General features: G+C 72.3%; 27 protein-coding genes. 25 read left to right on the top strand and 2 right to left on the bottom strand.

Annotated elements, in window-relative coordinates; translation table 11 throughout:
* Nucleotides 1–16 precede the first annotated feature (16 nt).
* Entirely contained in the window at nucleotides 17–955 is a 939-nt protein-coding gene (locus tag ABD481_RS23325; protein WP_344667863.1) for an RluA family pseudouridine synthase, read from the top strand.
* A gap of 21 nt (nucleotides 956–976) precedes the next feature.
* Here the strand turns inward: ABD481_RS23325 and ybaK are convergent, their stop codons facing one another.
* Nucleotides 977–1,468, bottom strand: a complete 492-nt coding sequence (gene ybaK / locus ABD481_RS23320) for a Cys-tRNA(Pro) deacylase (protein ID WP_344667862.1) — start codon at nucleotides 1,466–1,468, stop codon at nucleotides 977–979.
* 86 nt (nucleotides 1,469–1,554) lie between these two features.
* Between ybaK and ABD481_RS23315 the strand changes: the two genes are divergently transcribed.
* The gene (locus ABD481_RS23315; RefSeq protein ID WP_344667861.1) at nucleotides 1,555–2,484 is read left to right on the top strand and encodes a hypothetical protein; all 930 of its coding nucleotides are present in this window, start codon (nucleotides 1,555–1,557) and stop codon (nucleotides 2,482–2,484) included.
* A gap of 63 nt (nucleotides 2,485–2,547) precedes the next feature.
* Here the strand turns inward: ABD481_RS23315 and ABD481_RS23310 are convergent, their stop codons facing one another.
* Complete coding sequence (locus tag ABD481_RS23310; protein WP_344667860.1) at nucleotides 2,548–3,213, bottom strand: LON peptidase substrate-binding domain-containing protein; 666 nt, start codon at nucleotides 3,211–3,213, stop codon at nucleotides 2,548–2,550.
* A 236-nt stretch (nucleotides 3,214–3,449) separates the two neighbouring features.
* Between ABD481_RS23310 and ABD481_RS23305 the strand changes: the two genes are divergently transcribed.
* The 23 genes from ABD481_RS23305 (at nucleotide 3,450) to ABD481_RS23195 (ending at nucleotide 25,700) form a co-directional block, all read left to right on the top strand.
* Nucleotides 3,450–3,620, top strand: coding sequence for a hypothetical protein (locus tag ABD481_RS23305; RefSeq protein ID WP_344667859.1), 171 nt, complete (start codon nucleotides 3,450–3,452; stop codon nucleotides 3,618–3,620).
* Nucleotides 3,617–4,255, top strand: a complete 639-nt coding sequence (gene hisH / locus ABD481_RS23300) for an imidazole glycerol phosphate synthase subunit HisH (RefSeq protein WP_344667858.1) — start codon at nucleotides 3,617–3,619, stop codon at nucleotides 4,253–4,255. The genes ABD481_RS23305 and hisH overlap by 4 nt, the downstream gene beginning before the upstream one ends.
* Before the next feature lie 144 nt (nucleotides 4,256–4,399).
* The gene (gene priA, locus ABD481_RS23295) at nucleotides 4,400–5,131 is read left to right on the top strand and encodes a bifunctional 1-(5-phosphoribosyl)-5-((5-phosphoribosylamino)methylideneamino)imidazole-4-carboxamide isomerase/phosphoribosylanthranilate isomerase PriA (protein ID WP_344667857.1); all 732 of its coding nucleotides are present in this window, start codon (nucleotides 4,400–4,402) and stop codon (nucleotides 5,129–5,131) included.
* Between the two features lie 4 nt (nucleotides 5,132–5,135).
* Nucleotides 5,136–5,561, top strand: coding sequence for a RidA family protein (locus ABD481_RS23290; RefSeq protein ID WP_344667856.1), 426 nt, complete (start codon nucleotides 5,136–5,138; stop codon nucleotides 5,559–5,561).
* Between the two features lie 86 nt (nucleotides 5,562–5,647).
* On the top strand, nucleotides 5,648–6,436 hold the full coding sequence (gene hisF / locus ABD481_RS23285) for an imidazole glycerol phosphate synthase subunit HisF (protein ID WP_344667855.1): 789 nt from the start codon (nucleotides 5,648–5,650) through the stop codon (nucleotides 6,434–6,436).
* A gap of 125 nt (nucleotides 6,437–6,561) precedes the next feature.
* Nucleotides 6,562–7,563: an ABC transporter ATP-binding protein gene (locus ABD481_RS23280; RefSeq protein WP_344667854.1), complete on the top strand. Its 1,002-nt coding sequence runs from the start codon at nucleotides 6,562–6,564 to the stop codon at nucleotides 7,561–7,563.
* Nucleotides 7,560–8,417, top strand: a complete 858-nt coding sequence (locus ABD481_RS23275) for an ABC transporter permease subunit (protein WP_344667853.1) — start codon at nucleotides 7,560–7,562, stop codon at nucleotides 8,415–8,417. Before ABD481_RS23280 ends, ABD481_RS23275 begins: the two co-directional genes overlap by 4 nt.
* Complete coding sequence (locus ABD481_RS23270; protein WP_344667852.1) at nucleotides 8,414–9,778, top strand: sensor histidine kinase; 1,365 nt, start codon at nucleotides 8,414–8,416, stop codon at nucleotides 9,776–9,778. Before ABD481_RS23275 ends, ABD481_RS23270 begins: the two co-directional genes overlap by 4 nt.
* Nucleotides 9,775–10,437 (top strand): response regulator, encoded by a 663-nt coding sequence (locus ABD481_RS23265; RefSeq protein WP_344667851.1) that lies wholly within the window; start codon nucleotides 9,775–9,777, stop codon nucleotides 10,435–10,437. The genes ABD481_RS23270 and ABD481_RS23265 overlap by 4 nt, the downstream gene beginning before the upstream one ends.
* A gap of 127 nt (nucleotides 10,438–10,564) precedes the next feature.
* Complete coding sequence (locus tag ABD481_RS23260; RefSeq protein WP_425559260.1) at nucleotides 10,565–12,502, top strand: ABC transporter ATP-binding protein; 1,938 nt, start codon at nucleotides 10,565–10,567, stop codon at nucleotides 12,500–12,502.
* Nucleotides 12,499–14,316, top strand: coding sequence for an ABC transporter ATP-binding protein (locus ABD481_RS23255; RefSeq protein ID WP_344667849.1), 1,818 nt, complete (start codon nucleotides 12,499–12,501; stop codon nucleotides 14,314–14,316). The genes ABD481_RS23260 and ABD481_RS23255 overlap by 4 nt, the downstream gene beginning before the upstream one ends.
* Before the next feature lie 192 nt (nucleotides 14,317–14,508).
* Nucleotides 14,509–14,868 carry a phosphoribosyl-AMP cyclohydrolase gene (gene hisI, locus ABD481_RS23250; protein ID WP_425559259.1) on the top strand — a complete coding sequence of 120 codons (360 nt, stop codon included), beginning with the start codon at nucleotides 14,509–14,511 and terminating at the stop codon, nucleotides 14,866–14,868.
* 86 nt (nucleotides 14,869–14,954) lie between these two features.
* The gene (locus ABD481_RS23245; protein WP_344667847.1) at nucleotides 14,955–16,499 is read left to right on the top strand and encodes an anthranilate synthase component I; all 1,545 of its coding nucleotides are present in this window, start codon (nucleotides 14,955–14,957) and stop codon (nucleotides 16,497–16,499) included.
* 20 nt (nucleotides 16,500–16,519) lie between these two features.
* Nucleotides 16,520–17,212, top strand: coding sequence for a Trp biosynthesis-associated membrane protein (locus ABD481_RS23240; RefSeq protein ID WP_344667846.1), 693 nt, complete (start codon nucleotides 16,520–16,522; stop codon nucleotides 17,210–17,212).
* Nucleotides 17,213–17,331: 119 nt separating this feature from the next.
* Nucleotides 17,332–17,538 (top strand): HGxxPAAW family protein, encoded by a 207-nt coding sequence (locus ABD481_RS23235; RefSeq protein ID WP_344667845.1) that lies wholly within the window; start codon nucleotides 17,332–17,334, stop codon nucleotides 17,536–17,538.
* Nucleotides 17,539–17,722: 184 nt separating this feature from the next.
* Nucleotides 17,723–18,547 carry an indole-3-glycerol phosphate synthase TrpC gene (trpC, locus tag ABD481_RS23230; protein WP_344667844.1) on the top strand — a complete coding sequence of 275 codons (825 nt, stop codon included), beginning with the start codon at nucleotides 17,723–17,725 and terminating at the stop codon, nucleotides 18,545–18,547.
* A 183-nt stretch (nucleotides 18,548–18,730) separates the two neighbouring features.
* The gene (gene trpB / locus ABD481_RS23225; protein WP_425559258.1) at nucleotides 18,731–19,996 is read left to right on the top strand and encodes a tryptophan synthase subunit beta; all 1,266 of its coding nucleotides are present in this window, start codon (nucleotides 18,731–18,733) and stop codon (nucleotides 19,994–19,996) included.
* Nucleotides 19,993–20,802 carry a tryptophan synthase subunit alpha gene (trpA, locus tag ABD481_RS23220; RefSeq protein ID WP_344667843.1) on the top strand — a complete coding sequence of 270 codons (810 nt, stop codon included), beginning with the start codon at nucleotides 19,993–19,995 and terminating at the stop codon, nucleotides 20,800–20,802. The genes trpB and trpA overlap by 4 nt, the downstream gene beginning before the upstream one ends.
* Nucleotides 20,803–20,964: 162 nt before the next feature.
* On the top strand, nucleotides 20,965–21,492 hold the full coding sequence (locus ABD481_RS23215) for a MauE/DoxX family redox-associated membrane protein (protein ID WP_344667842.1): 528 nt from the start codon (nucleotides 20,965–20,967) through the stop codon (nucleotides 21,490–21,492).
* Nucleotides 21,493–21,536: 44 nt separating this feature from the next.
* A complete protein-coding gene (locus tag ABD481_RS23210; RefSeq protein ID WP_344667841.1) occupies nucleotides 21,537–22,388 on the top strand; it encodes a DsbA family protein in 852 nt (283 codons plus the stop codon).
* Between the two features lie 172 nt (nucleotides 22,389–22,560).
* The gene (locus ABD481_RS23205; RefSeq protein ID WP_344667840.1) at nucleotides 22,561–23,562 is read left to right on the top strand and encodes a DsbA family protein; all 1,002 of its coding nucleotides are present in this window, start codon (nucleotides 22,561–22,563) and stop codon (nucleotides 23,560–23,562) included.
* 35 nt (nucleotides 23,563–23,597) lie between these two features.
* Complete coding sequence (gene lgt / locus ABD481_RS23200; protein ID WP_344667839.1) at nucleotides 23,598–24,848, top strand: prolipoprotein diacylglyceryl transferase; 1,251 nt, start codon at nucleotides 23,598–23,600, stop codon at nucleotides 24,846–24,848.
* A 21-nt stretch (nucleotides 24,849–24,869) separates the two neighbouring features.
* A complete protein-coding gene (locus ABD481_RS23195; protein ID WP_344667838.1) occupies nucleotides 24,870–25,700 on the top strand; it encodes a VIT1/CCC1 transporter family protein in 831 nt (276 codons plus the stop codon).
* Nucleotides 25,701–25,752 lie beyond the last annotated feature (52 nt).

Below are 25,752 nucleotides of genomic sequence, written 5' to 3'. Positions count from 1 at the left end.
CCCGCGCTGCCGGATAATGGGGACCATGTCTGATCTCCGCAGCCTCCCCATCCCGGACGGTCTGGAGGGCGAGCGCCTCGACGCCGCCCTGGCCCGCATGTTCGGCCTGTCGCGCACCCGCGCCGCCGAACTGGCCGCGGCCGGCCTGGTCCGCGTGGACGGTGCCGAGGCCGGCAAGTCCGACCGCGTCCGCGGCGGTGCCTGGCTGGAGATCGAACTGCCCCCGGCGGCCGACCCGGTGGCGGTGAAGGCCGAGGCCGTCGAGGGCATGCGCATCGTCCACGACGACGACGACATCGTCGTGATCGACAAGCCGGTCGGCGTCGCGGCCCACCCCAGCCCCGGCTGGCTCGGCACCACCGTCGTCGGCGGGCTGGCCGCGGCCGGCTACCGCATCTCCACCTCCGGCGCCGCCGAACGCCAAGGCGTCGTCCACCGCCTCGACGTCGGCACCAGCGGCCTGATGGCCGTCGCCAAGAGCGAGCGCGCCTACACCCTGCTCAAGCAGGCCTTCCGCGACCGCACCGTCGACAAGCGCTACCACACCCTGGTCCAGGGCCACCCCGACCCGATGCGCGGCACCGTCGACGCCCCGATCGGCCGCCACCCGCACCATGACTACAAGTTCGCGGTGGTCAGGGACGGCAAGGACAGCGTGACGCACTACGAGACGCTGGAGGCGTACCGCGCGGCGACCCTGCTGGCGATCAAGCTGGAGACGGGCCGGACGCACCAGATCCGCGTGCACATGGCGGCGCTGAAGCACCCCTGCGTGGGCGACTTGCAGTACGGAGCCGACCCGAAGCTGGCCGAGCGCCTGGGGCTGGGACGGCAGTGGCTGCACGCGGTGAGCCTGGGGTTCGAACACCCGGGGACGGGGGAGTGGGTGCAGTTCGAGAGCTCGTACCCGGACGATCTGCAGGCGGCGCTGGATCAGATCGCGGCGGAGAGCTGAGGGGCGGCGGTCACCGCGCGCCTACTCCTTGCCGATCGGAGCCAGCACCGCCTCCGTGAGGCGCACCAGCTCGTCCGGCGCCAGCTCGATCTCCATCCCGCGCTTGCCCGCGGAGCAGAACATCGTGTCGAACAGCAGCGCGCTCTCGTCGATCACGGTCGGGAGCTGCTTGCGCTGGCCCAGCGGCGACACGCCGCCGAGCACGTAGCCGGTGGTGCGGGTGACCGCGGCCGGGTCGGCCATCGCCGCTTTCTTGCCGCCGACGGCGCCGGCCAGGGCCTTCAGGTCCAGGCTGCCCGCGACCGGGACCACGGCCACTGTCAGCACTCCGTCGACGTCGGCGACCAGGGTCTTGAACACGCGCTCGGGCTCGACGCCCATGACGTCGGCGGCCTCCTTGCCGTAGGAGGCGGCGGAGGGGTCGTGGTCGTAGGTGTGGACCGTGAATTCGACGCCCGCCTTGGTGAGCACTGCTGTCGCCGGGGTTCCACTCGCCTGACGGTTCTTGGCCATGGGGCAATGCTGCCAGAAGCCTTGTCCCTTCCCTTCTGCCCCTCCCGGCTGCCATGTGCGGCCCCGGCATGAAAAGCTGATAGACGATGAACGACCAGACTTCGCCGACTGCCGGTGGGCAGGGCCCGGGTTCCCCAGCGGCGCGGAACCCCTTCCACGAGCCGCAGAGCGGGCAGGGGCTCCCGGGCGTGCCGCGGTTCGACGATCGGAAGGGCGGTCGGCCCGGCCTGCGCACCCTGCTGCGGGACTGGCGCGCCGATCTGCTGGCGGGCGGGATCCTGCTGACCGTCGGCGTGCTGCTGGGGGTGCTGGCCGGCATGGCCTGGTACCGGTTCGCGCCCACGGTGTGGCTGACCATCCCGGCCGACGCCGTGCCCCAGGTGAAGGCCGGCATCGACCAGTCCGCGCTGCTGGTGGCGCCGGAGGCGAAGGGCATCGCCAGCGTCGACGGGTACTACTTCCTGTTCACCGCCGCGGCCGGGCTGCTGCTCGGGGTGCTCGGGTTCTGGCTCGGGCGGCGCGGCTTCCTGGCCGGGCGGGACCGGCTCGGCCAGCGCGACGGCGCGGGCGTGGGGGCGTGGGTCGGGGTGCTGCTCGGCAGCCTGGCCGCCTCGACGCTGGCCGCGGCGCTGGGCCGCTGGATCTCGATGCCCGACCCGCTGGTGCTGCTGCACACCATCGCCGCCGGGCACAACTTCCACGCCCCGGTCGCGCTGCACGCCCAGGGGCTCTACCTGGCGGGGCCGGCGCTGGGCACGGTGCTGTTCCTGGCGCTGACCGCCGCCTTCACCAAGCCGTCGCCGCCGCCGTGGCAGTCGTACGAGCAGCGGTCTCCGGTGTTCTTCACGGCGGACAACCCGTACGGGCTCCCGGGCGGCGCGCCGCAGACCGACGCCACACCGGACGCTTCGAACAAAGATGCGAATGGCGGATCGGGCGGCGGCTCGAACGACGCTTCCCCGTCGGGGGACGCGTCGGGGAGCGCCTCTCAGCAGGCCGATCCCTCGCGGAACTGATCGCACAAGTACGGAACCGGGGCGCCCAGCGCCCCGGTTCTTCTGTTTATACCCGCCGGGTCACTAGCGCCGCCGTCGCAGCAGATCCACCGCCGGCAGCGACGGCAGCGCCTTCAAGATCCCCGTCTCCCGACGCAGGATCTTCGCCTCCGCCCGGAGCCGTTCCGTCGTGGTCTCGGTGGTCAGCAGCCGCTGCTTCTCGTAGACGTCCAGCACGGTCGCGGCTCCGATCAGGTACGACAGCACCGTCGGGTCCTCCGGCAGTTCGGGTATCGCCCCCACCTGCACTCCGCGCAGCTCCGACAGCGCCGCCTGGTACTTGCGGAACAACGCGGTCAGCCCGGGCGCCAGCACCTCCGCGTCCGGCCCGGCCACCTCGTCCAGCAGCTCCACCTCGCCGCGCGCGTACGGTCCGTCGTCGTCGTACGACTCCAGCCGGAACCGGTGCACGCCGGTGGTGGTGATGTCGAAGCGCCCGTCCTCGTACTCCACGATCGAGTCGATCTCGGCGGTGCAGCCCATGTCGTACAGCGCGGTGACGTTGCCGTGGCCGACCTCGTGGCCGTCCTTTATGGCCAGTACGCCGAACCGGCGCGGCGCGCCCTCCGGCAGCGCCGACAGGTCGCGCACCAGCTGCCGGTAACGATGCTCGAAGATGTGCAGGGGCAGCACGACGCCGGGGAAGAGCACGCTTCCGAGGGGGAACAGCGGCAGCTCTGTCGTCGTCACGAACCCAATCTAGTCGTACCGCCCGGGAGGCTGCTCATTCTGCGGACGCTCCGGTCCGGGCCGGAGCGCGGAACTACAATCAGTGAGGTGATCACTCGTGTCGACCTGTGCGGTCGCGCTCCGGATCCGGTCCAGGCCGATCCTCGCGCGCTGTCCGCTGGCAGGGCGCCGCAGGCCGCCCGCACGCCGGACCCTAGAGTGAACGGTATTCCGAGCACGAAGGGTGTCCTCTGGTCATGACCGGCAGTTACGCCGCCGCGGGACTGGTGTTCCTCGGCCTTTTCCTTCTCGGCGGGTCCTTCTCGCTGTTCAAGCAGGCCTCCGGCAACGGAGGCATGCGGGTGATGTCGCTGATGCTGGTGCTCTGCGCCGGGATGTCGATCGCCGCCGGGGTGATGCGCTGGTGACCCGGCCCAACGTTGTGGTGCTCGACTACGGTTCGGGCAACATCCGCTCCGCCGAGCGCGCGCTGGAGCGGGCCGGCGCGCAGGTCGAGGTCTCGGCCGACTTCGACACCGCGCTCAACGCCGACGGGCTGTTCGTCCCCGGCGTCGGCGCCTACGAGGCGTGCATGACCGGGCTGAAGGCGGTGCGCGGGGACCGGATCATCGGGCGGCGCCTGGCCGGCGGCCGTCCCGTGCTCGGCATCTGCGTCGGCATGCAGATCCTGTTCGACCGCGGGGTCGAGCACGGCGTGGTCACCGAGGGCTGCGGCGAGTGGCCCGGGACCGTCGAGCGGCTGGACGCGCCGATCATCCCGCACATGGGCTGGAACACCCTCGACGTCGCGGCCGGGAGCAAGCTGTTCGCGGGCCTGGACGCCGACGCCCGCTTCTACTTCGTGCACTCCTACGCGGTGCGCAAGTGGGAGCTGACCGACACCGGGCGGATGGCCGCGCCGCTGGTCACCTGGGCCACGCACGGCGAGCCGTTCGTCGCCGCGGTGGAGAACGGGCCGCTGGCCGCGACCCAGTTCCATCCGGAGAAGTCCGGCGACGCCGGGGCCCACGTGCTCGCGAACTGGCTCCAGCAGCTGTCCTGACCCGGGCTGCCCGCTCCTGCGCCCGTTTTCCTTACCCGCTCATCAGCACCTGTTCTCAGCACCCGTTCATCAGCATCCGTTCTCAGCATCCGTTCTCAACGCCCGTTCCCAGGAACGGCCCGGCAGACCCAAGGACTCACAGCGATGCCCGGCTACCTCGAACTCCTCCCCGCCGTCGACGTCGCCGACGGCCAGGCCGTCCGCCTCGTGCAGGGCGCCGCGGGCTCGGAGACCTCCTACGGCGACCCGCTCGCGGCCGCGCTGGCCTGGCAGCAGGCCGGCGCCGAGTGGATCCACCTGGTCGACCTGGACGCCGCCTTCGGCCGCGGCTCCAACGCCGAACTGCTCGCCGACGTCGTCCGCAAGCTCGACGTGCGGGTCGAGCTCTCCGGCGGCATCCGCGACGACGAGTCGCTGACCCGGGCCCTGGCCACCGGCTGCGAGCGCGTCAACCTGGGCACCGCGGCCCTGGAGACCCCGGAGTGGGTGCGCAAGGCCATCGGCGAGCACGGCGACAAGATCGCCGTCGGCCTCGACGTGCGCGGCACCACGCTGTCCGCGCGCGGCTGGACCAAGGACGGCGGCGAGCTGTACGACGTGCTGGCCCGCCTGGACGCCGACGGCTGCGCACGGTACGTCGTCACCGACGTGAACCGCGACGGCACCCTCACCGGCCCGAACCTGGAGCTGCTGCGCAACGTCTGCGCCGCCACCGACAAGCCGGTCGTCGCCTCCGGCGGCGTGTCCTCGCTGGAGGATCTGGCGGCCCTGGCCACACTCGTGCCGATCGGCGTCGAGGGCGCTATCGTCGGCAAGGCGCTCTACGCGGGCGCCTTCACGCTCGAAGCAGCCCTCGAACTCACCAGGAGTGCGTGAGAAGATGAGCAATGTCCAGCGGATCGGTTCGGGTGGCCCGTGGGAGGCCAAGTACGGCTACTCCCGCCTGGTGGTCGCCGGCCCCCACGCCTGGGTCTCGGGGTGCACCGCCACCATCGACGGCGTGGTCCAGGGCAACGGCGACCCCTACACCCAGATGAAGGTCGCGCTGGACATCGCGCGCAAGGCGCTGGCCGAGGCCGGCTTCGAGCTCGCCGACGTGGTCCGCACCCGCTGGTACGTGGCGCACGCGCGCGACGTCGACGCCGTGGGCCGGGCGCACGCCGAGGTCTTCGGCGAGTGCCCGCCGGCCGCCACCATGCTGGTGGTCTCCGCGCTGGTCGACCCCGGGATGCTGGTGGAGGTCGAGCTGGACGCCTACCGGACCGTCCCCGCCGAGCCGGCCGGGCAGGCCGCCCCCGCCGAGTGAGCCGGTCCGGCCGGGCAGACCGATTCGGCCGGGCAAGCACAGATTGAACAAGTACAGACAGATCGAACCCTGATGAGGAGCCGAACGTGAGCACCGCCGCCCTCGGCCAGCTGGCCGTCCGCGTGATCCCGTGCCTGGACGTCGACGCCGGCCGCGTGGTGAAGGGCGTCAACTTCGAGAACCTGCGCGACGCCGGCGACCCGGTGGAGCTGGCCCGCGCCTACGACGCCGCCGGCGCCGACGAGCTGACGTTCCTGGACGTCACCGCCTCCTCCGACGCCCGCGGCACCGTCTACGACGTCGTGGGCCGCACCGCCGACCAGGTGTTCATCCCGCTCACCGTCGGCGGCGGCGTCCGCTCCGCCGACGACGTCGACCGGCTGCTGCGCGCCGGCGCCGACAAGGTCGGCGTCAACACCGCCGCCGTGGCCCACCCCGAGCTGATCGCCGAGATCGCCGACCGCTTCGGCAACCAGGTCCTGGTGCTGTCCGTCGACGCCCGCCGCTGCCCCGAGGGCGTGCACACCGCGTCCGGCTACGAGGTCACCACGCACGGCGGCCGCCGCTCCACCGGCATCGACGCCGTGGCGTGGGCGGCGCGCGCCGCCGAGCTCGGCGCCGGCGAGATCCTGCTGAACTCGATCGACGCCGACGGCATGAAGCAGGGCTTCGACCTGGAGATGCTCGCGGCGGTCCGGGCGGCCGTCACGGTCCCGCTGATCGCCTCCGGCGGGGCCGGCGCGGTCGGCCACTTCGCCCCGGCGGTCGGCGTCGGCGCGGACGCGGTGCTGGCCGCCTCGGTGTTCCACTTCGGCGACGTGTCGATCGGCGAGGTGAAGTCCTCGCTGCGCGAGTCGGGCTACCCGGTGCGCTGATCGGCGCACCGGTACGGCTGCATCGCGCGATGCACCCCGGGTACATCGCGCGATGCAGACGGCGTCCGCCGGGACTCGCCATCGCGGCGGACGACCGGAGGCGCCGGTTTTTCTAACGTGGACCCATGATCGAGGCAAGAAGCCTGACGAAACGCTACGGCGCCAAGACCGCCGTGGCCGACTTGTCCTTCACCGTGCGCCCGGGCATCGTCACCGGGTTCCTGGGTCCCAACGGGGCCGGCAAGTCGACGACCATGCGGATGATCCTGGGCCTGGACCGGCCGAGCTCGGGCAGCGTGACGGTGAACGGCAAGGCCTACGCCGAGCACACCGCGCCGCTGCACGAGGTCGGCGCGCTGCTGGAGGCCAAGGCGATCCATACCGGCCGCACCGCGTACAACCACCTGCTGGCGCTGGCCGCCACCACCGGCATCCCGCGCTCGCGGGTGGACGAGGTGATCGACGTCGTCGGGCTGCGGGAGGTGGCGCGCAAGCGGGCCGGCGGGTTCTCCCTGGGCATGGGCCAGCGCCTCGGCATCGCCAGCGCGCTGCTCGGCGACCCGGACACGCTGATCCTGGACGAGCCGGTGAACGGGCTCGACCCCGAGGGCATCCTGTGGATCCGGAACCTGCTGAAGGACCTGGCGTCCGAGGGCCGCACGGTGTTCGTCTCCAGCCACCTGATGAGCGAGATGGCGCTGACCGCCGAACACCTGATCGTGATCGGGCAGGGCCGGCTGATCGCCGACACCTCGGTCGCCGAGTTCATCTCCCGGGCCTCCTCCGGCAGCGTGAAGGTGCGCAGCCCGCACGCCGCGCGGCTGCGGGAGCTGCTGGCCGGGCCGGACGTCACCGTCTCCTCCGCCGAGGAGGGCACGCTGACCGTCGCCGGCCTCACCAGCGACCGCATCGGCACCATCGCCGCCGAGAACCAGATCACGCTGTTCGAGCTGGCCCCGAAGGAGGCGTCGCTGGAGGAGGCGTTCATGGAGCTGACCAACGACGCTGTCGAGTACCGCGCGCCCGCTTCCGGAACCGGGACCGCCAAGCCCGTGGCCGCCCCGGCCACCGGCTCGAACACCGGCTCGGAGACCGACTCGAACCCTGACGTCGAGGTGACCGCATGACCGCCCTCACCGGCACCGGCGCCGAGTCCGGCATCCCGACCGCCGCCGCGACCCGCCGCCCCCACACCGGCAAGGTCACCCAGACCCGCGTCCTGACCAGCGAGTGGATCAAGTTCCGCTCCCTGCGCTCCTCCTACTGGTCGCTGCTCGTCGGCTGCGGCGCCATGATCGCGCTGGGCCTGCTGTTCAGCCTGGTGATCACCAAGAAGTGGGACACCATGCCCCAGGTGCGGCGGCGCGAGTTCGACGCCATCACCGTCCCGCTGCGCGGCTACTTCCTCGCCCAGCTCGCGGTCGGCGTCCTCGGCGTCATGGTGGTCACCGGTGAGTACTCCACCGGCATGATCCGCGCCAGCCTGTCGGCGGTGCCGCGGCGCCTGCCGGTGCTGTGGGCCAAGGCGGCGGTCTTCGCCGCCGCGGTGTGGATCACCACCACCGTGACCGCCTTCGCCTGCTTCTTCATCGGCCAGACCTTCTTCGGCAGCAAGCACATCCAGGCCGACCTGTCGACGCCGGGCGCGCTGCGCATCGTCTTCGGCACCGGCCTGTACCTGACCGTGGTCGGCCTGCTCGGCGTCGGCCTGGGCACCATCATCCGCAGCACCGCCGGCGCCATCGCGGCGCTGTTCGCCACGCTGCTGGTGCTTCCGGTCCTCGGCGAGGTCTTGAACTTCACCTCGTTCGGCGACAAGGTCAATCCGTACCTGCCGAGCAACGCCGGCCAGGCGCTGCTGGTGGTGCACACCGAGGCGTCCGGACAGATGCGGCCGTGGCCCGGATTCGCGCTGTTCGTCGGGTACGCCGTGGCCACGTTCGTGGTGGCGGCCTACCTGATGAAGAAGCGAGACGCGTGACCCTGACCGCTGTGCACCCTGAAGACCCCGGCGCCCGCCGGGGTCTTCAGGGCGTCCTGACCCGGGTGCAGGGGTGGGCGGCCGGGAAGACCGTGGCCGCCGACACCCTGCTCGTCGCGGTGCTGATGCTTCCGGCGGGGACGCATGTCTTCGTGCACGACCACGTCCGCGCGTACGCCGCGTGGGCGCTGCTGTTCGGCATGTTCGTGCCGCTGGTCCTCCGGCGCCGCCATCCGGTCCCGGTCTTCGCCGTGATCGCGTTCTGCGGCCTGGTGCAGTACCTGACCGCGCTGCTGATCCCGCTGGTCGACATCAGTCTGCTGATAGCGCTGTACTCGGTGGCCGCGCACGCCGCCCTGCGGTACACCCTCGGCGCGGTCGCCGTGATGGAGTTCGGCGCGGTGCTGGCCTCCACCGCGCATTGGGCGCGCGAGCCGGGCTGGGTGCGCAAATTCGTCTTCCTGTCCGGCATGGTGACCGCCGCGACGGTCCTCGGCATCAACACCAGGACTCGCCGGGCCTATCTGGACTCCCTGGTGGAGCGGGCACGCCGGCTGGAGTTCGAACGCGACCAGCAGGCCCAGATCGCCGCCGCCTCCGAACGCGCGTCGATCGCCCGCGAGGTGCACGACGTGGTGACGCACAGCCTGTCGGTCATGGTCGCGCTGACCGACGGCGCCTCGTTCGCCATGCACACCACCCCGGACCGGGCGGCCGAGGCCGTGGCGCGGGCCTCGGAGGTCGGCCGGCAGGCGATCACGGACATGCAGCGGGTGCTCGGCGTGCTGCGCGGGTCGGGGTCCGGGACGATGGCCGAACTGCACCCGCAGCCGGGGCTGGCCCAGCTGGACACGCTGCTGACCGAGGTCCGGCTGGCCGGGCTGCCGGTGGAGCTGGTGGTCGGCGGGGCCCGGCCGGAGGTGACGCCGGGGGTGGAGCTGGCCGTCTACCGGGTCGTGCAGGAGGCGCTGAACAACACGCGCAAGCATGCCGGGCGCGGGGTGTCGGCGCGCGTGGCGCTGAGCTACAGCCAGGAGGCGGTCGAGGTGGTGGTGGTCGACGACGGGGTGGCCGGTGCCGACCTCGGCTCCGGCCCCGGCTTCGACTTCGACCTCGCTCAAGACCTCGGCGTCGGCGTCGGCGGCCATGGCATCGCCGGCATGCGGGAGCGGGTCGCGGTGTTCGGCGGCACGCTGGACGCCGGCCCGCGACCGGGCGGCCGCGGCTGGCGGGTGCGGGCCCGTGTGCCGGTTCCGGCGGCGGTGGAGGTCTCGGTCGCGTCGTGCGCCACGCCCGCGGCCGGATCCCGGGCAGCAGGGTCCCGGGCAGCAGGGCCCCGGGCGGCCGGTGACGCCCCGTGATCACGGTCCTGCTGGTCGACGACGCCCCCTTGCTGCGCATGGGCTTCCGAATGGTGCTGGAGGCGCAGCCCGACTTCTCGGTCGTCGGCGAGGCCGGCGACGGGATCGAAGCCGTCGCCCGCACCGCGGACCTGCGCCCGGACATCGTCCTGATGGACGTCCGCATGCCCGGCGTCGACGGGATCGAGGCCACCGCGCGCATCACCGCCGCCGCGCTGCCCTCCCAGGTCCTCATCCTCACCACCTTCGACCTGGACGAGTACGCCTTCGCCGCGCTGCGCGCCGGGGCTGCCGGGTTCCTGCTGAAGAACGCCCACCCCTCCGAGCTGATAGCCGGGATCCGCACCGTGGCGGCCGGGGACGGGGTGGTGGCCCCGCGCGTCACCCGCCAGCTCATCGAGGCGTTCGTCCGCCAGTCGCCCGCGGCCGGCGGACCCCGCGCCGACGTCCGCCTGGAGCGGCTCACCGACCGCGAGCGGGAGGTCCTGGTGGAGATCGCCCGCGGCCGGTCCAACGCCGAGATCGCGGAGACCCTGCACCTGTCGGAGGCCACGGTGAAGACTCATGTGAGCCGGATCCTGCCGAAGCTCGAACTGCGCGACCGGGTCCAGGCCGTGGTGTACGCGTACGAGGTGGGACTGGTCGTGGTCGGGTCGTGACCGGTGGCGTCCGGCACCGTGCGACAAACCGGGGGTAACACCCGAAGTTCTGGAATGGGTTTTACCTCGTGAGGCGTTGTCCGCCATTGTGTAGCCGGGGCACGGTGTCGGCTTTGGGGTAAGGGCGGTGGAGTTGAGTACGGAGAGTTTGCAGTCCGCTGCGCGCACGCAGAAATCCATCCTGCGGCGGGGGTTCGGCCTGCTCGGGATCGCGATCCGGACCGAGCCGAGGGTCTTCGCGGCGGCGGTCGCCGGCAGCGCCGTCTACGGCGTCATGACGGTCGGATCGGCCTGGGCCGTGGGCTGGGCCACCGACCATGCGGTACTCCCGGCGTTCCGCGACGGCAAGGCCCCGGTCGGGGCCACGCTCGGCGCCGGGGTGCTGATCCTCGGGGTGGCCCTGGCCAAGGTGCTGGGCATCATCGGCCGGCGGCTGCTGGCCGGCGTGATGCAGTTCCGGCTCCAGGCCCGCTACCGCCGCTCGGTCTCCGAGCGCTACCTCCAGCTGCCGCTGTCCTGGCACCGCCGCCACCCGACCGGGCAGCTGCTGTCCAACGCCGGGTCCGACGTCGACATGGCCTGGCAGTTCATCGCGCCGCTGCCGATGTCGCTGGGCGTGCTGATCATGATGGTCGCGGCCCTGGTGTCGATGCTGCTCACCGACCCGGTGCTGGCGATCGTCGGCTTCCTGCTGTTCCCGGCGATCATCGTGCTGAACACCGTCTACCAGCGGTTCGCCGCGCCCCGGCTGGCCGCCGCGCAGGAGCAGCGGGCCGGCGTCGCCGAGATCGCGCACGAGTCGTTCGACGGCGGCCTGGTCGTGAAGACGCTGGGCCGGGAGGACGTCGAGACCGAGCGCTTCGCCACCGCCGCCGACCGGCTGCGCGACGCGAACATCGCCGCCGGCCGGGCCCGGGCCTTCTTCGACCCGGCGCTGGAGGCGGTGCCGAACCTCGGCGTGCTGGTCGCGCTGCTGATCGGCACCTCCCGGGTGGCGTCCGGGGCGGTCGAGCCCGGCCAGGTCGTGCAGATCGCCTACCTGATCACGCTGCTCGCGTTCCCGCTGCGGGCCATCGGCTGGGTGCTCGGCGAGCTGCCGCGCGCGGTCGTCGGGTACGAGCGGGTGAAGGCCGTGCTGGACGCGCGCGGCGACATGGAGTTCGGCGCCGATGTCGCCCCCGCCACTACCGGCGAGGACGGGACCGGGACCGGGACCCCGGCGGCCGCCTCCAGCGCCGCGACCGTCGAACTGGACCACGTCGGCTTCGGCTACGACGGCCAGGACATCCTGCGGGACGTCTCCCTGACCCTGCGCCCCGGCGCCACGATCGCCCTGGTCGGGCCCACCGGCGCCGGCAAGTCCACGCTGACCTCGCTGCTGGCGCGGCTGTCCGACCCGACCTCCGGCACGGTCCGGCTGAACGGCCACGACCTGCGCGACTTCGCCCGCGGCGAGGTCCCGGCGCAGGTCGCGCTGGTGCCGCAGCAGACCTTCCTGTTCCAGGACAGCATCCGCGACAACATCCGCCTGGACCGGGACGCCGACGACGAGCGGATCTGGGCCGCGCTGCGGCTGGCGCAGGCCGAGCGGTTCGTGAAGCGGCTGCCCGAGGGCCTGGACACCGTCATCGGCGAGCGCGGCGCCACGCTGTCCGGCGGCCAGCGCCAGCGCCTGGCGCTGGCCCGGGCGCTGATCCGGGAGCCGCGCCTGCTGATCCTGGACGACTGCACCGCCAGCGTCGACCCGCAGGTGGAGGCCGCGATCCTGGGCGGGCTGCGGGAGGCGGCCGGCGAGGGCACGCTGGCCTCGACGGTGCTGGTGGTCGCCTACCGCAAGGCGACGATCGCGCTTGCCGACGAGGTGGTGTACCTGGAGCACGGCCGGATCGTGGACCAGGGCACGCACCTCGACCTGGTGGAGCGCTGTACCGGCTACCGCGACCTGATCACCGCCTACGAGCGGGACCATGACGAACGGGCCCATGACGAGCGGGCCCATGACGAGCGGACGGCCGGGGACCTCCCCGAACCGCGCGACGGCGAACTCCAGGAGGCCGGGCGATGAGCACCGCGACCCTCGACCCGAAGCCGGCCCCGGCCGGCTACCAGCTCCCGGAGGCCACCGACGGCGGCTACGCGGTCCTGCGCCGCGGGCTGCGCCTGGCCCCGGAGTTCACCAAGGGCCTGGGCGTCACCGTCCTGCTCGCGACGATCTCCACCCTCGGGCGGCTGGTGGTCCCGCTGACCGTGCAGCAGACGCTGGACCGCGGCATCCTCGCCAAGGGCGGGCCGGACTACGGCGTGGTCCGCACGATGGTCGCGGTCAGCGCCGTGGCGGTGCTGATCACGGCGGTGTCGGCGTACCTGATGAACGTGCGGCTCTACACCTCCAGCGAGCGCGGGCTGGCCTCGGTGCGCACCAAGGCGTTCCGGCACGTGCACGACCTGTCGCTGCTGCACCAGCAGGCCGAGCAGCGCGGGGCCCTGGTGAGCCGGGTCACCAGCGACATCGACACCGTCACCGTGTTCATCCAGCAGGGCGGCATGATGCTGTTCATCGCCGCGGCGCAGGTCCTGGTCGTGACCATCGTGATGGCCGTCTACTCCTGGCAGCTGACGCTGCTGGTGTGGGCGTGCTTCGTGCCGATGTTCCTCATCATGCGGCGGATCCAGGCCCGCACCGGGCGCGCGTACCGGAAGGTGCGGCGCCGCTACGGCCAGATGCTCGGCGAGGTGTCCGAGGCGCTGGTCGGCGCGGACGTGCTGCGGGCGTACGGGATCGAGGACCGCGCCGGGCGCCGCATCGGCCAGGCCGTGGACTCCACGCGCGATTCGCAGCTGCGCACGCAGCGGCTGATCGTCATCACCTTCTCGATGGGCGAGCTGGTGGCCGGTCTGGCGACCGCGGGCATCGTCGTGCTCGGCGTGCTGCTGGGCGTCGACGGCCAGCTGACCGCGGGCGAGCTGGCGGCGATGCTGTTCCTGGTGACGCTGTTCATCTCCCCGGTGCAGTTCGGCACCGAGATGCTGAACGAGGCCCAGAACGCGATCGCCGGCTGGCGCCGCATCGTCGGCCTGCTGGAGGCGCCGCCGGACGTCGTGGACCCCGGTGCCGCGGCCGGCGTCGCCCCGCCCGCCGGGCCGCTCGGCGTCGGCTTCGAGGACGTGGTGTTCGCCTACCCCGGCGGCGCCACGGTGCTGCCCTCGCTGACGACCGAGATCAGGCCGCGCACCCGCGTCGCGGTGGTCGGCGAGACCGGCTCGGGCAAGACGACGTTCGCCAAGCTGCTGACCCGGCTGATGGACCCCTCCGCCGGCCGCATCGTGATCAACGGCGTGCCGTTGAAGGACGTCGACTTCGAGACCCTCCGCTCGCGCATGGTCATGGTCCCGCAGGACGGGTTCCTGTTCGACATGACCGTCGGTGACAACGTCCGCTACGGCAGGCCGGGCGCCACCGACGACGAGGTCCGCCGCGCCTTTGACGACCTGGGCCTGGCCGACTGGCTCGACGGCCTCCCCGACGGCCTGGCGACCCGCGTCGGCCAGCGCGGCGAGTCCCTGTCCGCCGGCGAGCGCCAGCTCGTGGCCCTGGCCCGGGCCTACATCGCCGACCCCGACCTCCTGGTCCTGGACGAGGCCACCTCCGCCGTCGACCCCGCCACCGAGGTCCGCATCACCCGCGCCCTCGACGGCCTCACCCGCGGCCGCACCTCGATCGCCATCGCCCACCGCCTGTCCACCGCCGAGGCCGCCGACGAGGTGTTCGTCTTCGACGCCGGGCAGATCGTGGAGCGGGGCCCGCACCGCGAACTGGTGACGGCGGGCGGGGTGTACTCGCGGCTGCACGAGAGCTGGGCGCGGCAGCAGCGGTCGTAGTAGTCGGCGCCGCAGTGGAGGGGGAGTACCTGGGTGTCACTCGGCGCTCAGGTACTCCAACGCCGCCACCGCGAACCGCGGCCACAGCTCCTCGTGCGCGGGCGGCACCTCGACCCAGTCCTTCATCGTCTCGCGGGCGGCGCGCCGTCCGCAGTCCGGACCGGCGGTCCCGGGCGGGGGGCGGGGGAGAGAATGGTGGGCATGAGTGATGAAGTCCTCGACCCCGCCCTCGTTGCCCGCCTCAAGCGGGACGAGCACGGCCTGTTCGCGGCGATCGCGCAGCAGTACGACACCGGTGAGGTGCTGATGCTGGCGTGGATGGACGACGAGGCGTTGCGCCGCACGCTGGCTACCGGGCGGGTGACGTACTGGTCGCGGTCGCGGGCCGAGTACTGGACCAAGGGCGACACCTCGGGGAACGTGCAGCTGCTCAAGTCCGCGGCCCTGGACTGCGACGGAGACGTGGTGCTGCTGAAGGTGGACCAGAGCGGCGGGGCCTGCCACACCGGGGACCGGACGTGCTTCGACGCCGGGACGCTGCCGCTCGGCTGAGCCCCGAGCGGGAACGCGGCCCCCTGCCCGGGTCCCGACCGGGACCCTGGCACACCGCCCCGAACGCCTCTGGGACAATCGTCCCCATGACGGCCTTCCCCCCGGGAGTGGACACCCCCGACCTGCCCACCTTCGCCGAGCTGGCCCGGGACCGCCGGGTGATCCCGGTGGTCCGCCGCGTGCTGGCCGACGGCGAGACGCCGGTCGGCCTGTACCGCAAGCTGGCCGGCGAGCGCCCCGGCACCTTCCTGCTGGAGTCGGCCGAGCACGGCATCTGGTCGCGCTACTCCTTCGTCGGCGTCAGCACCGGCGCCGCGCTCAGCGAGAAGGACGGCGCCGCGCACTGGATCGGCGAGCCGCCGGTCGGGCTGCCGACCGCCGGGGACCCGCTGGACGTGCTGCGCCAGAGCCTGGAGCTGCTGCACACCCCGCGCCTGCCCGGGCTGCCGCCGCTGACCGGTGGGCTGGTCGGGTACATGGGCTACGACTCCGTGCGCCGGCTGGAGCGCATCCCGGAGCTGGCCAAGGACGACCTGCGCATTCCGGAGCTGACCTTCCTGCTCAGCCTGGACCTGGCCGTGCTGGACCACGCCGACGGTTCGGTGTGGCTGATCGCCAACGTCGTCAACCACGACAACCTGCCCTCCGGCGTCGAGGCGGCCTACGCGCGCGCCGTCGAGCGGCTGGACGCCATGACCGAGGCGCTGTCCGCGCCGGTGGTGAACACCCCGCTGGTCTACGACCCGGCCGCGCTGCCCGGGTTCGCCGCGAACCGCACCTCCGAGGACTACCGCGCGACCGTCCTGCGCTGCATCGAGGAGATCAAGTCCGGCGAGGCCTTCCAGATCGTGGTGAGCCAGCGCTTCGAGGCCCCGGTCGAGGCCTCGGCGCTGGACGTCTACCGGGTGCTGCGGGCGACCAACCCCAGCCCGTACATGTACCTGCTGCGCATGCCGACGCCGGACGGCACCGGCTTCGACATCGTCGGCTCCTCGCCGGAGGCGCTGGTCAAGGTCACCGAGGGCCGCGCGATGCTGCACCCGATCGCCGGCACCCGCCCGCGCGGCGCCGACCCGGAGCAGGACGCGCAGCTGGCCGCCGACCTGCTGGCCGACCCCAAGGAGCGCGCCGAGCACCTGATGCTGGTCGACCTGGGCCGCAACGACCTGGGCCGGATCAGCCGCCCGGGCTCGGTGGAGGTGGTCGACTTCATGGCCATCGAGCGCTACAGCCACATCATGCACATCGTCTCGACCGTCATCGGCGACCTCGCGCCCGGCAAGACCGCCTTCGACGCGGTCGCCGCGACCTTCCCGGCCGGCACCCTGTCCGGCGCCCCGAAGCCGCGCGCGATGGAGATCATCGAGGAGAACGAGCCGACCCGCCGCGGCCTCTACGGCGGCATCGTCGGCTACCTCGACTTCGCCGGCGACGCCGACACCGCCATCGCGATCCGCACCGCGCTGATCCGCGACGGCGTGGCGTACGTGCAGGCCGGCGCCGGCATCGTCGCCGACTCCGACCCGGCGTCGGAGGACCTGGAATGCCGGAACAAGGCCATGGCCGTCCTGAAGGCGGTCGCGGTCGCCGGGACGATGCGTTCGGCAGTGGGCAACGGCGGAACGAAGTGAGTGATGGCGTGGGTGATGGCGTGAGTATTGACGAGAACGGCGCGGCGAGCGATGGCGTGAGCGGTGGCGTGAGCAGCGGGGCGGACCGCGGCGTGGATGCCGACCAGCCCCGCACCAAACCCCGCCGCGAACTCACCATCACCGTCCTGCTCGCCCTCCTCGGCGGCGCCGTCGCCTGGATCGCCGCCGGCCGCGTCTGGGCCACCGGCCGGGCCGGCATCGCTCCCGACACCGTCGCGGTCTCCGCCACCGGCAGCAGCCTGTCCGCCGCCGTCTCCACCCTCGGCCTCACCGCCATCGCCGGCGCCCTCGCGCTGCTGGCCACCCAGCGCCTGGCCCGCCGCCTCGTCGGCGTCCTGCTGGTCGCGGTCGGCGTCGGCGTCGTGGTCAGCGCCCTCGGCGCGCGCGGTGCGACGCACGCTGCGCACGTCCTCGGCGAGAAGGCCGCCGCCAAGGGCCTTTCCAGCGGCGCCGTCCCGGCCCACATGGCCGCCTGGTGGCTGCTCGCGGTCCTGGGCGCCGTGCCGGTCGTGCTGGCCGGACTGGCGGCCGTGGTGCGCGGCTCCGCGTGGCCCGGCATGTCCTCCCGCTACGAGAACGCGGCTCCGAAGGCCGCGCGCCCCGTCGACGCCGGCAGCTCCAAGGACCTCTGGGACGCCCTGGACCGCGGCGAGGACCCGACCGAGGCCGCCCCGGCCGCCCGCACCACGTGACCGGCTCCACACCGCTCGGCCCCCAGGTCACCCCCACCCCGGGCCCGAACCATTAGGCCGAATCGGTGACAATGGAAGCGCTAACGATCCACCGCTGAGCGCGAGGAGCACACCGCACCATGTCGGCATCACACGACGAAGATCACGGCAACACCCCGGCGGCCTGGACCGCCGTCCTTCTGTGCATCGTCGGCTTCCTGATCGGCGGCGCCGGGCTGGTCGCCTCGGTGCCCGCGCTGGCCATCGTCGGCGGCGCGCTGGCCCTGGTCTCCCCGATCGTCGGCAAGGTCCTGGCCACGATGGGGCTGGGCGCGGCCGCGAAGTGAACCGCCGGCGCCGCCGCGCCGACCTGGGTCGCGGCGGCCGTCCGGCGGGGTCCGGCGGTCTCACCGGAAGATCGTCTGGACTCGGCGGCCCTCGCGAGCCGCTAGAGTGAGACGTCGGACACGCCCGCGCGGGTATCGCGCGAGCGGTCCTGCTTCGTGTGGCGATCGAGGGGAGCTGACGACGGTGAACGTACTTGCCGAGATCATCGAAGGCGTCCGCCTCGACCTTGCCGAGCGCCAAGAGCGCGTCAGCCTGGACGACCTCAAGGCCCGGGTGGCCCGCCTGGACACCGCGATCGACGGCGTCGAGGCGCTGCGGCGCGGCGGCGCGGGCGGCGACGGCGTCAAGGTCATCGCCGAGGTGAAGCGGTCCTCGCCCTCCAAAGGCGCGCTGGCCGCCATCGCCGACCCCGCGGGCCTGGCCGCCGACTACGAGGCCGGCGGCGCCACCGTCATCTCGGTGCTCACCGAGCAGCGCCGCTTCGGCGGCTCGCTGGCCGACCTCGACGACGTCCGCAAGAAGGTCGACATCGCGGTCCTGCGCAAGGACTTCATCGTCACCAGCTACCAGCTGTGGGAGGCCCGCGCGCACGGCGCCGACCTGGCGCTGCTGATCGTCGCCGCGCTGGACCAGCCGGCGCTGGAGAGCCTGATCGAGCGCGCCGTCTCCATCGGCCTGACCCCGCTGGTCGAGGTGCACGACGAGGAGGAGGTGCGCCGCGCGGTCGACGCCGGCGCCCGCCTGATCGGCGTCAACGCCCGCGACCTGAAGACCCTCCAGGTCAGCCGCGACACCTTCGCCCGCGTCGCCCCGGTCATCCCCGACGGCGTCGTGCGCATCGCCGAGTCCGGCGTGCGCGGCCCGCACGACCTCATCGCCTACGCCAACGCCGGCGCCGACGCGGTGCTGGTCGGCGAGTCGCTGGTGACCGGCAAGGACCCGCGCGCCGCGGTCGCCGATCTGGTCGCCGCCGGAGCGCATCCCGCGCTGCGGAACGGCCGCGGCTGAGCAGCCGTACCGCAGACGCCGCCGGAACCGGTAGAGTCCAGGATCGTGATGTCGTCCAAGCCGAGGGCCGCCGCCCGCCGCCGCCCCTGGTGGCGGCACGTGCCGGCGAGCCGTCGATGGCAGGAAGCGTAGTTCCCGCATCCTGTCGTAGCTGGACCCGTCACTCATCCTGGGACACTCCTCATGACTGATCCCCGCGCTGAGATCATCTCCGCGTACGCGGCCACCGCCGCGATGCCCACCGACACCGGGCACTTCCCGACCGACGACGTCTTGTTCGGCGGGCGCTTCATGCCCGAAGCGCTGATGGCCGTGCTCAAGGAGGTCACCGAGGCCTACGAGGTCTCCAAGACCGATCCCGAGTTCCACCGGGAGTTCGCCGACCTCCTGCTGCACTACGCCAACCGCCCGAGCCTGCTCACCGAGGCGCACAACCTCTCCCGGCGCGCCGGCGCGCGCATCCTGCTCAAGCGGGAGGACCTGAACCACACCGGGTCGCACAAGATCAACAACGTGCTGGGCCAGGCGCTGCTGGCCAAGCGCATGGGCAAGACCCGGGTCATCGCCGAGACCGGGGCCGGCCAGCACGGCGTGGCCACCGCGACCGCCGCGGCGCTGCTCGGCCTGGACTGCGTCATCTACATGGGCGCCGAGGACACCCGCCGCCAGGCGCTGAACGTGGCCCGGATGCGGATGCTCGGCGCCGAGGTGGTGCCGGTGGCGATCGGCTCGCAGACCCTGAAGGACGCCATCAACGAGGCGCTGCGCGACTGGGTCGCCAGCGCCGACAACACCTACTACGCGCTGGGCACCGCGGCCGGACCGCACCCGTTCCCGGCCATGGTCCGCGACTTCGCCCGGGTGATCGGCGTCGAGGCGCGGCGCCAGACCATCGAGGTCACCGGCGGCCTGCCGGACGCGGTCTGCGCCTGCGTCGGCGGCGGCTCCAACGCCATCGGCGTGTTCCACGCCTTCGTGCCCGACGAGTCGGTGCGGCTGTACGGCTTCGAGGCCGGCGGCTCCGGCGTGGCCAGCGGCCGGCACGCGGCCTCGATCACCGGCGGTTCGGTCGGCGTCCTGCACGGCACCCGCACCTACCTCCTGCAGGACGAGTACGGCCAGACCCAGGAGAGCCACAGCATCTCCGCCGGCCTGGACTACCCCGCGGTCGGCCCCGAGCACGCCTACCTGCACGCCACCGGCCGTGGCATTTACGAGCCGGTCGACGACGCCGAGGCGATGGCCGCCTTCCGCGTCCTGTGCGAGACCGAGGGCATCATCCCGGCCATCGAGTCCGCGCACGCCCTGGCCGGCGCGCTGCGCATCGCGCCCGGGCTCGCCGCCGACCTGGGCCGCGAGCCGGTCATCGTCGTGAACCTGTCCGGTCGCGGCGACAAGGACATGCACACCGCCGCCGCGTACTTCGGCTTCGATGGGGGAGAGCAGTGAACCGGCTCCAGGACGTCCTCAAGACCGCTCGCGCCGAGAACCGCGCGGTGCTGATCGGCTACCTGCCCGCGGGCTTCCCGTCCGTCGACGGCTCGATCGAGGCCATGCGCGCCATGGTCGAGGGCGGCTGCGACATCATCGAGGTCGGGCTGCCGTACTCCGACCCGGCGATGGACGGCCCGGTCATCCAGGCCGCCGCCGACCAGGCGCTGGCCCGCGGCGTCAGCACGCCGGACGTCGTCCGCGCGGCCGGCGCGGTCGCCGACACCGGCGCCGCCGCGCTGATCATGTCCTACTGGAACCCGATCGAGCACTACGGCGTCGACCGCTTCTCCGCCGAGCTCGCCGCGGTCGGCGGCAGCGGCGTGATCACCCCGGACCTCATCCCCGAGGAGGCCGGGCCGTGGATCGAGGCGACCGACAAGCACGACCTGGGCCGGGTGTTCCTGGTCGCGCCGAGCTCCACCCCCGAGCGGATCGCACTGACCGCGCAGGCGTGCACCGGGTTCGTCTACGCCGGCGCGGTGATGGGCGTCACCGGCGCCCGCGACCAGGTCGGGCACGCCGCCCGCAGCCTGGTCGAGCGCACCAGGCAGGCCACCGACCAGCCGGTGTGCGTCGGCCTGGGCGTCTCCACCGGGGACCAGGCGGCCGAGATCGCCGCCTACGCCGACGGTGTGATCGTCGGCTCGGCGTTCGTGCGGCGGCTGCTGGAGAACCGCGACCCGCGCAAGGGCGTCGATGCGGTCCGGGAACTGGCCGCCGAGCTGGCCGAAGGGGTGCGCCGAGGCAGCAAGGCCCGGTAAAGCCCGATAGTGGTGAGTAGCTGAGAAACTGCTAGGAAAGACCCCCGGGGGAGTGACCGGCACTCCCGCGGGGGTCTTTCGTCCCCGTATTCTGTCCAGGCCCGCCCTTCCGCCAGTGACGCACGCCCCGTCACCACCTCAGGACAGAAGGTTATGACTTCCATGGCATCCCAGGCGCCCGCCAAGGACGCGCCGACCCGTTCCGGCGGCCTGCGCGGTTTCGTGGACACCTACCAGCAGTGGATCAGCCTGGTCATGCGGATCCTGCTGGCGGTCATGTGGTTCAAGTACAGCGTCGGCAAGCTGGGGTCCCCGGACTCCAACGCGCAGAGCGTGCGCGAGTTCCGGATCCTGCCGGAGTCGCTGGTCGCCCCGTTCGGCTACGCGCAGCCCTACTTCGAGCTGGCCCTGGGCCTGCTGCTGATCCTGGGCCTGGGCACCCGCCTGGTGGCGGTCTTGTCCGCGCTGCTGCTGCTGGTCTACATCGTCGGCATCATCTCGCTCGGCGCCCGCGGCATCGCCATCAGCTGCGGCTGCGGCGGCTCCGGCGGCCTGGTCCCCAAGGGACACACCCGGTACACCCTGGACGTGCTGCGCGACCTCCTCTATATGGTCCCGGCGGCCTGGCTGATCTGGAAGCCGGCGTCGAAGTTCTCGCTGGAGCGCGCGCTGCTGGGTGACCCGATCTGACCGTCTGAATTGTCCGACTCGCCGGATCACCGCACGATGGGCTCATGACGAGCGACGGCGGGAGCGGCCAGAAGCGCCAGACCGGACGGGAACGCGCCGCCGAGGTGCGCCGCCAGCAGGCCGCGGCCGCGCGCCGCAAGAAGCAGCTGGGCATCGGCGGCGCGGTCGCCGTGGTGGTCGTGCTCGCCGTGCTGATCGGCGTCCTGGTGCAGCACAACAAGTCCAAGAACGACAAGGCCGCCCGCGACGCCTACGGCGGCACGCAGTCGTTCTCGGCACCGACCGGGGTCAGCGCCAATCCGGCGACGAAGGAGGACCCGGGCGGCATCGTCTACGGCAAGCCCGAGGCGAAGGTCACCGTCGAGGTCAACGAGGACGTGCGCTGCCCCTACTGCAAGATCGCCGAGGGGCTGTTCGGCGCCATCAACAAGGAGTACGCCGACGCCGGCAAGGCGAAGATCCAGTACCACCTCGTGGACCTGATCGACCGGTTCGCCGGCGGCCAGGGCTCGCTGGTCGGCGGCGCCACCCTGGCCTGCGCCGCGGACGCCGGACAGGCCCAGTTCATCGCCTTCCACGACCTGATGTACAAGAACCAGCCGGACGAGAAGGACGACGCCTACGGCAACATCGACACCGTCCTCAACCTGGCCGGGCAGGTGCCGGATCTGCGCGGCGCCACCTTCGACGCCTGCGGCCGGGACGGCAAGTACGCGCCGTGGATCAAGGCCAACTACGACTGGCTGAGCAAGAAGCTCGGCGGCAGCGTGGGCACACCGGACATTTACATCGACGGTACTCAGGTGGTCCTCAAGGACACCGCGACCGTTCCGGCCGAACAGCAGCAGGCCGATTACCGGGCCGCGCTGGACGCGGCGGTTGCCAAGCAGGGCTGATCCGCCCGGCGGCCGCGGCGGCGGCTAAAAGTTCCTGAAGGATTTGTCGCAACCCGGGCCGACTCCGGTGCGTTTCCAGGTCGGCACCGCATAGGATGCGGTGCGCGCGCCCCGGGGATGGATCGGCGGCGTGCCCACTCCAGACGGCATCCGGACAGGACTTGAAACGACGATGAGCCAGGCGAACCGGGTAGGGAAGCAGAACGCTCGCGAGCGGGTGGCCGCCGAGAAGATCAAGCGGCAGCGCGCTGAGCGGCGGCGCAAGCAGATCACGATCGGCAGCACGGTGATCGCCGTCATCGCCGTGGCCGGGGGGATCGGCATCGCCGTCCAGGCCTCGAAGCGCGACAATCACCCCTACCTGGCGCCGACCGCCGCCGTCGTCGACTCCCAGGCCAAGTCCACCAAGGATCTGGGGATCCAGGTCGGCTCCGCCGACGCGCCGGTGACGATGAACGTCTTCGAGGACTTCCGCTGCCCGGTCTGCCAGCAGGTCGAGACCACGGTCGAGCCGACCTACCGGCAGTACATCGAGGACGGCAAGATCAAGGTGATCTACCACCCGGCGCGGGTGATCGACACCCACGACAACGGCAAGGGCTCGCTCAACGGCGCCAACGCCGCGGCCTGCGCGCAGGACCAGGGGCAGTTCATGCCGCTGCACGACCTGCTGTACGCCAACCAGCCGAACGAGGAGCAGGACCTGTACGGCGACAACGCCAAGATCCTGACGATCGCCGACCAGATCCCGGCCCTGAAGGCCAGCGCCGCGTTCACCGACTGCGTGAACAAGGGCAACCACGACGGCTGGGTGCAGGCCAACGCCGACAACTTCAACAAGATCGGCCTGCAGGGCACCCCGACGGTCTTCATCGACGGGCAGCAGCTCTCCTTCACCCAGACCAGCGCGGCCGATGTGCTGACCTACTTCAAGCAGCAGCTGGACGCGGCCTTCACCAAGGCCGGCGGCAAGGCCGGCACCAAGACCACGCTGCCCGCCGCCCCGACCTCCGCCGCCCCGTCGGCCTCGGCCTCCGGCTCGGCCTCGGGCACGCCGTCCGGCAGCGCGAGCGGCACGCCGGCGCCGTCGGGCTCGGCGTCGTCCTCGGGCACGCCGGCCCCGTCGTCCTCGGGCTCGACCGGGTCCAGCGCCCCGAGCTCCTCGAAGTCCTGACCCCCGCCGCCTGAACCCGAGGACTCCCCGCCCCGATGAGCTTCGCAGCCGCCCACCAGGCCGTCACGGCCGCCACCACCTACCTGGCGGAGATCCCGAGTCCGACCAAGGCCCGGTACAACCTGGGCCCGATCCCGATCCGGATGTACGCCATGTGCATCCTGGCCGGGATCCTCGTCGCCGTCTGGCTCGGCGACAAGCGCTGGCGCGCCCGCGGCGGCAAGCCGCAGGAGGTCGTCGACATCGCCATCTGGGCGGTGCCGTTCGGCCTGGTGGGCGGTCGGCTCTACCACGTCATCACCACCTCGGCGCCGTACTTCGGCAAGGACGGGGACTGGGTCAAGGCGTTCTACGTCTGGGAGGGGGGCCTGGGGATCTGGGGCGCGATCGCGCTCGGGGCCGTGGGCGCCTACATCGGCTGCCGCCGGCGCGGGGCCTCGCTGCGCACCTTCGCCGACGCGGTCGCGCCGGGGATCGTGCTGGCGCAGGCCCTGGGCCGCTGGGGCAACTGGTTCAACAACGAGCTCTACGGCGGGCACACCGACCTGCCGTGGGGCCTGCAGGTCCACGTTATGGAGACCTCGACGCAGCGGGCGATCATCGGACCGGACGGCAAGGCCGAGCTGGTGGCGGGCGGGCCGTTCCACCCGACGTTCCTCTACGAGTCGATCTGGTGCGTGGGCGTGGCCGCGCTGTGCATCTGGGCCGATCGGCGCTTCAAGCTCGGCTACGGCCGGGTGTTCGCGCTCTACGTCGCGTCGTACACGGTCGGCCGGTTCTGGATCGAGTCGCTGCGGACCGACGAGGCGCACCACTTCCTGGGGATGCGGCTCAACGACTGGACCGCGATCGTCGTGTTCGTCGGCGCGGTGGTGTACTTCCTGTGGTCGATAAGGAATTACCCCGGCCGGGAGGCCTCGCCGTACCTGCGCGCCGGGGGAGTGCCTCCGGCCGCCGAGCGTGCCGACGGCGCCGAGGGTTCGGAGAGCACTGAGGAACCCGAGGGGTCCGGGGAGTCCGAGGAATCGGAGGAGTCCGCGGCGGCGGGGGCGGTCGCAGCCGACGACGACACGGCCGATGACGAGACGGCCGACGACGAGACGGCCGACCGCGACACGGCGACGGATGAGACGGTTGGCGAAGAGGCGTCCGAACCTGAAAAACTGGAGGCGGACTCCGAACCCGCTGCCGAGGCGGACGAGGCCGTCGCCGACACCGAAGTCGCCGAGGTCCCGGCCCAGGACAGTGAGAACACGGTGAAGGCGGAGGGGTCCGCCAACTCCTGACCCTCTGCCAGAAGCGAGCCGATGAACCACCCCGACACGTCCGCGACCGCCGTCGATGCCCACATCCCCGGGGTGCGCGACGGGTCGGGGGTGGATCACGGCCCGGCCGGGCCCGGCGGCGTCGGCGCCGATCACGACCCGGCGGCGTATCACGGCCCGGCGATCCCGAAGGACCACCACCGCGACGTCAACGGCGGCTGGCTGCGGCCGGCCGTCTTCGGCGTCACCGACGGCCTGGTCTCCAACTTCTCGCTGCTGGCCGGGATGGCCGGCGGCGACGCCGGGCACCGGACCATCGTCCTGACCGGCCTGGCCGGCCTGGTGGCCGGCGCCTGCTCGATGGCGGCCGGGGAGTACATCTCGGTGGCCAGCCAGACCGAGGTCGCGCAGGCCGAGATCGAGATGGAGCGGCTGGAGCTGGCGCGCCGCCCGCTGGCCGAGATGAAGGAGCTCGCCGAGTTCCTGACCGAGCGGGGCCTGGACCCGGAGCTGGCCCTGGAGGCCGCGCGGCAGATCCACCGCGACCCGGACCAGGCGCTGATCGTGCACGTGCAGGAGGAGCTCGGGGTCGACCCGACCGACCTGCCGAGCCCGGTGATAGCCGCGGTCTCCAGCTTCGGCTCCTTCGCCGTCGGCGCGGTCCTGCCGCTGCTGCCGTACCTGCTGGGGCTGAACCAGCTGTGGGCGGCGATGCTGCTGGCGTTCGGCGGACTGTTCGCGTGCGGCGCGATAGTCTCGCGCGTGTCCTCCCGGTCGTGGTGGTTCTCGGGTCTGCGACAGCTGGCCTTCGGCGCCGTCGCGGCCGCGGTGACCTTCGGACTCGGCGTCCTGATCGGCGGACATCTCAGCTAGCGCGCCGGTCCACTCCTGTGGGCTAACCGGCGTTCGCCGGTCGTCCTCTCGT

It is taken from the genome of Catenulispora yoronensis (assembly GCF_039531695.1).
In the GTDB taxonomy this organism is placed as follows: domain Bacteria; phylum Actinomycetota; class Actinomycetes; order Streptomycetales; family Catenulisporaceae; genus Catenulispora; species Catenulispora yoronensis.
This window is presented reverse-complemented; position numbering and strand designations above follow the sequence as displayed.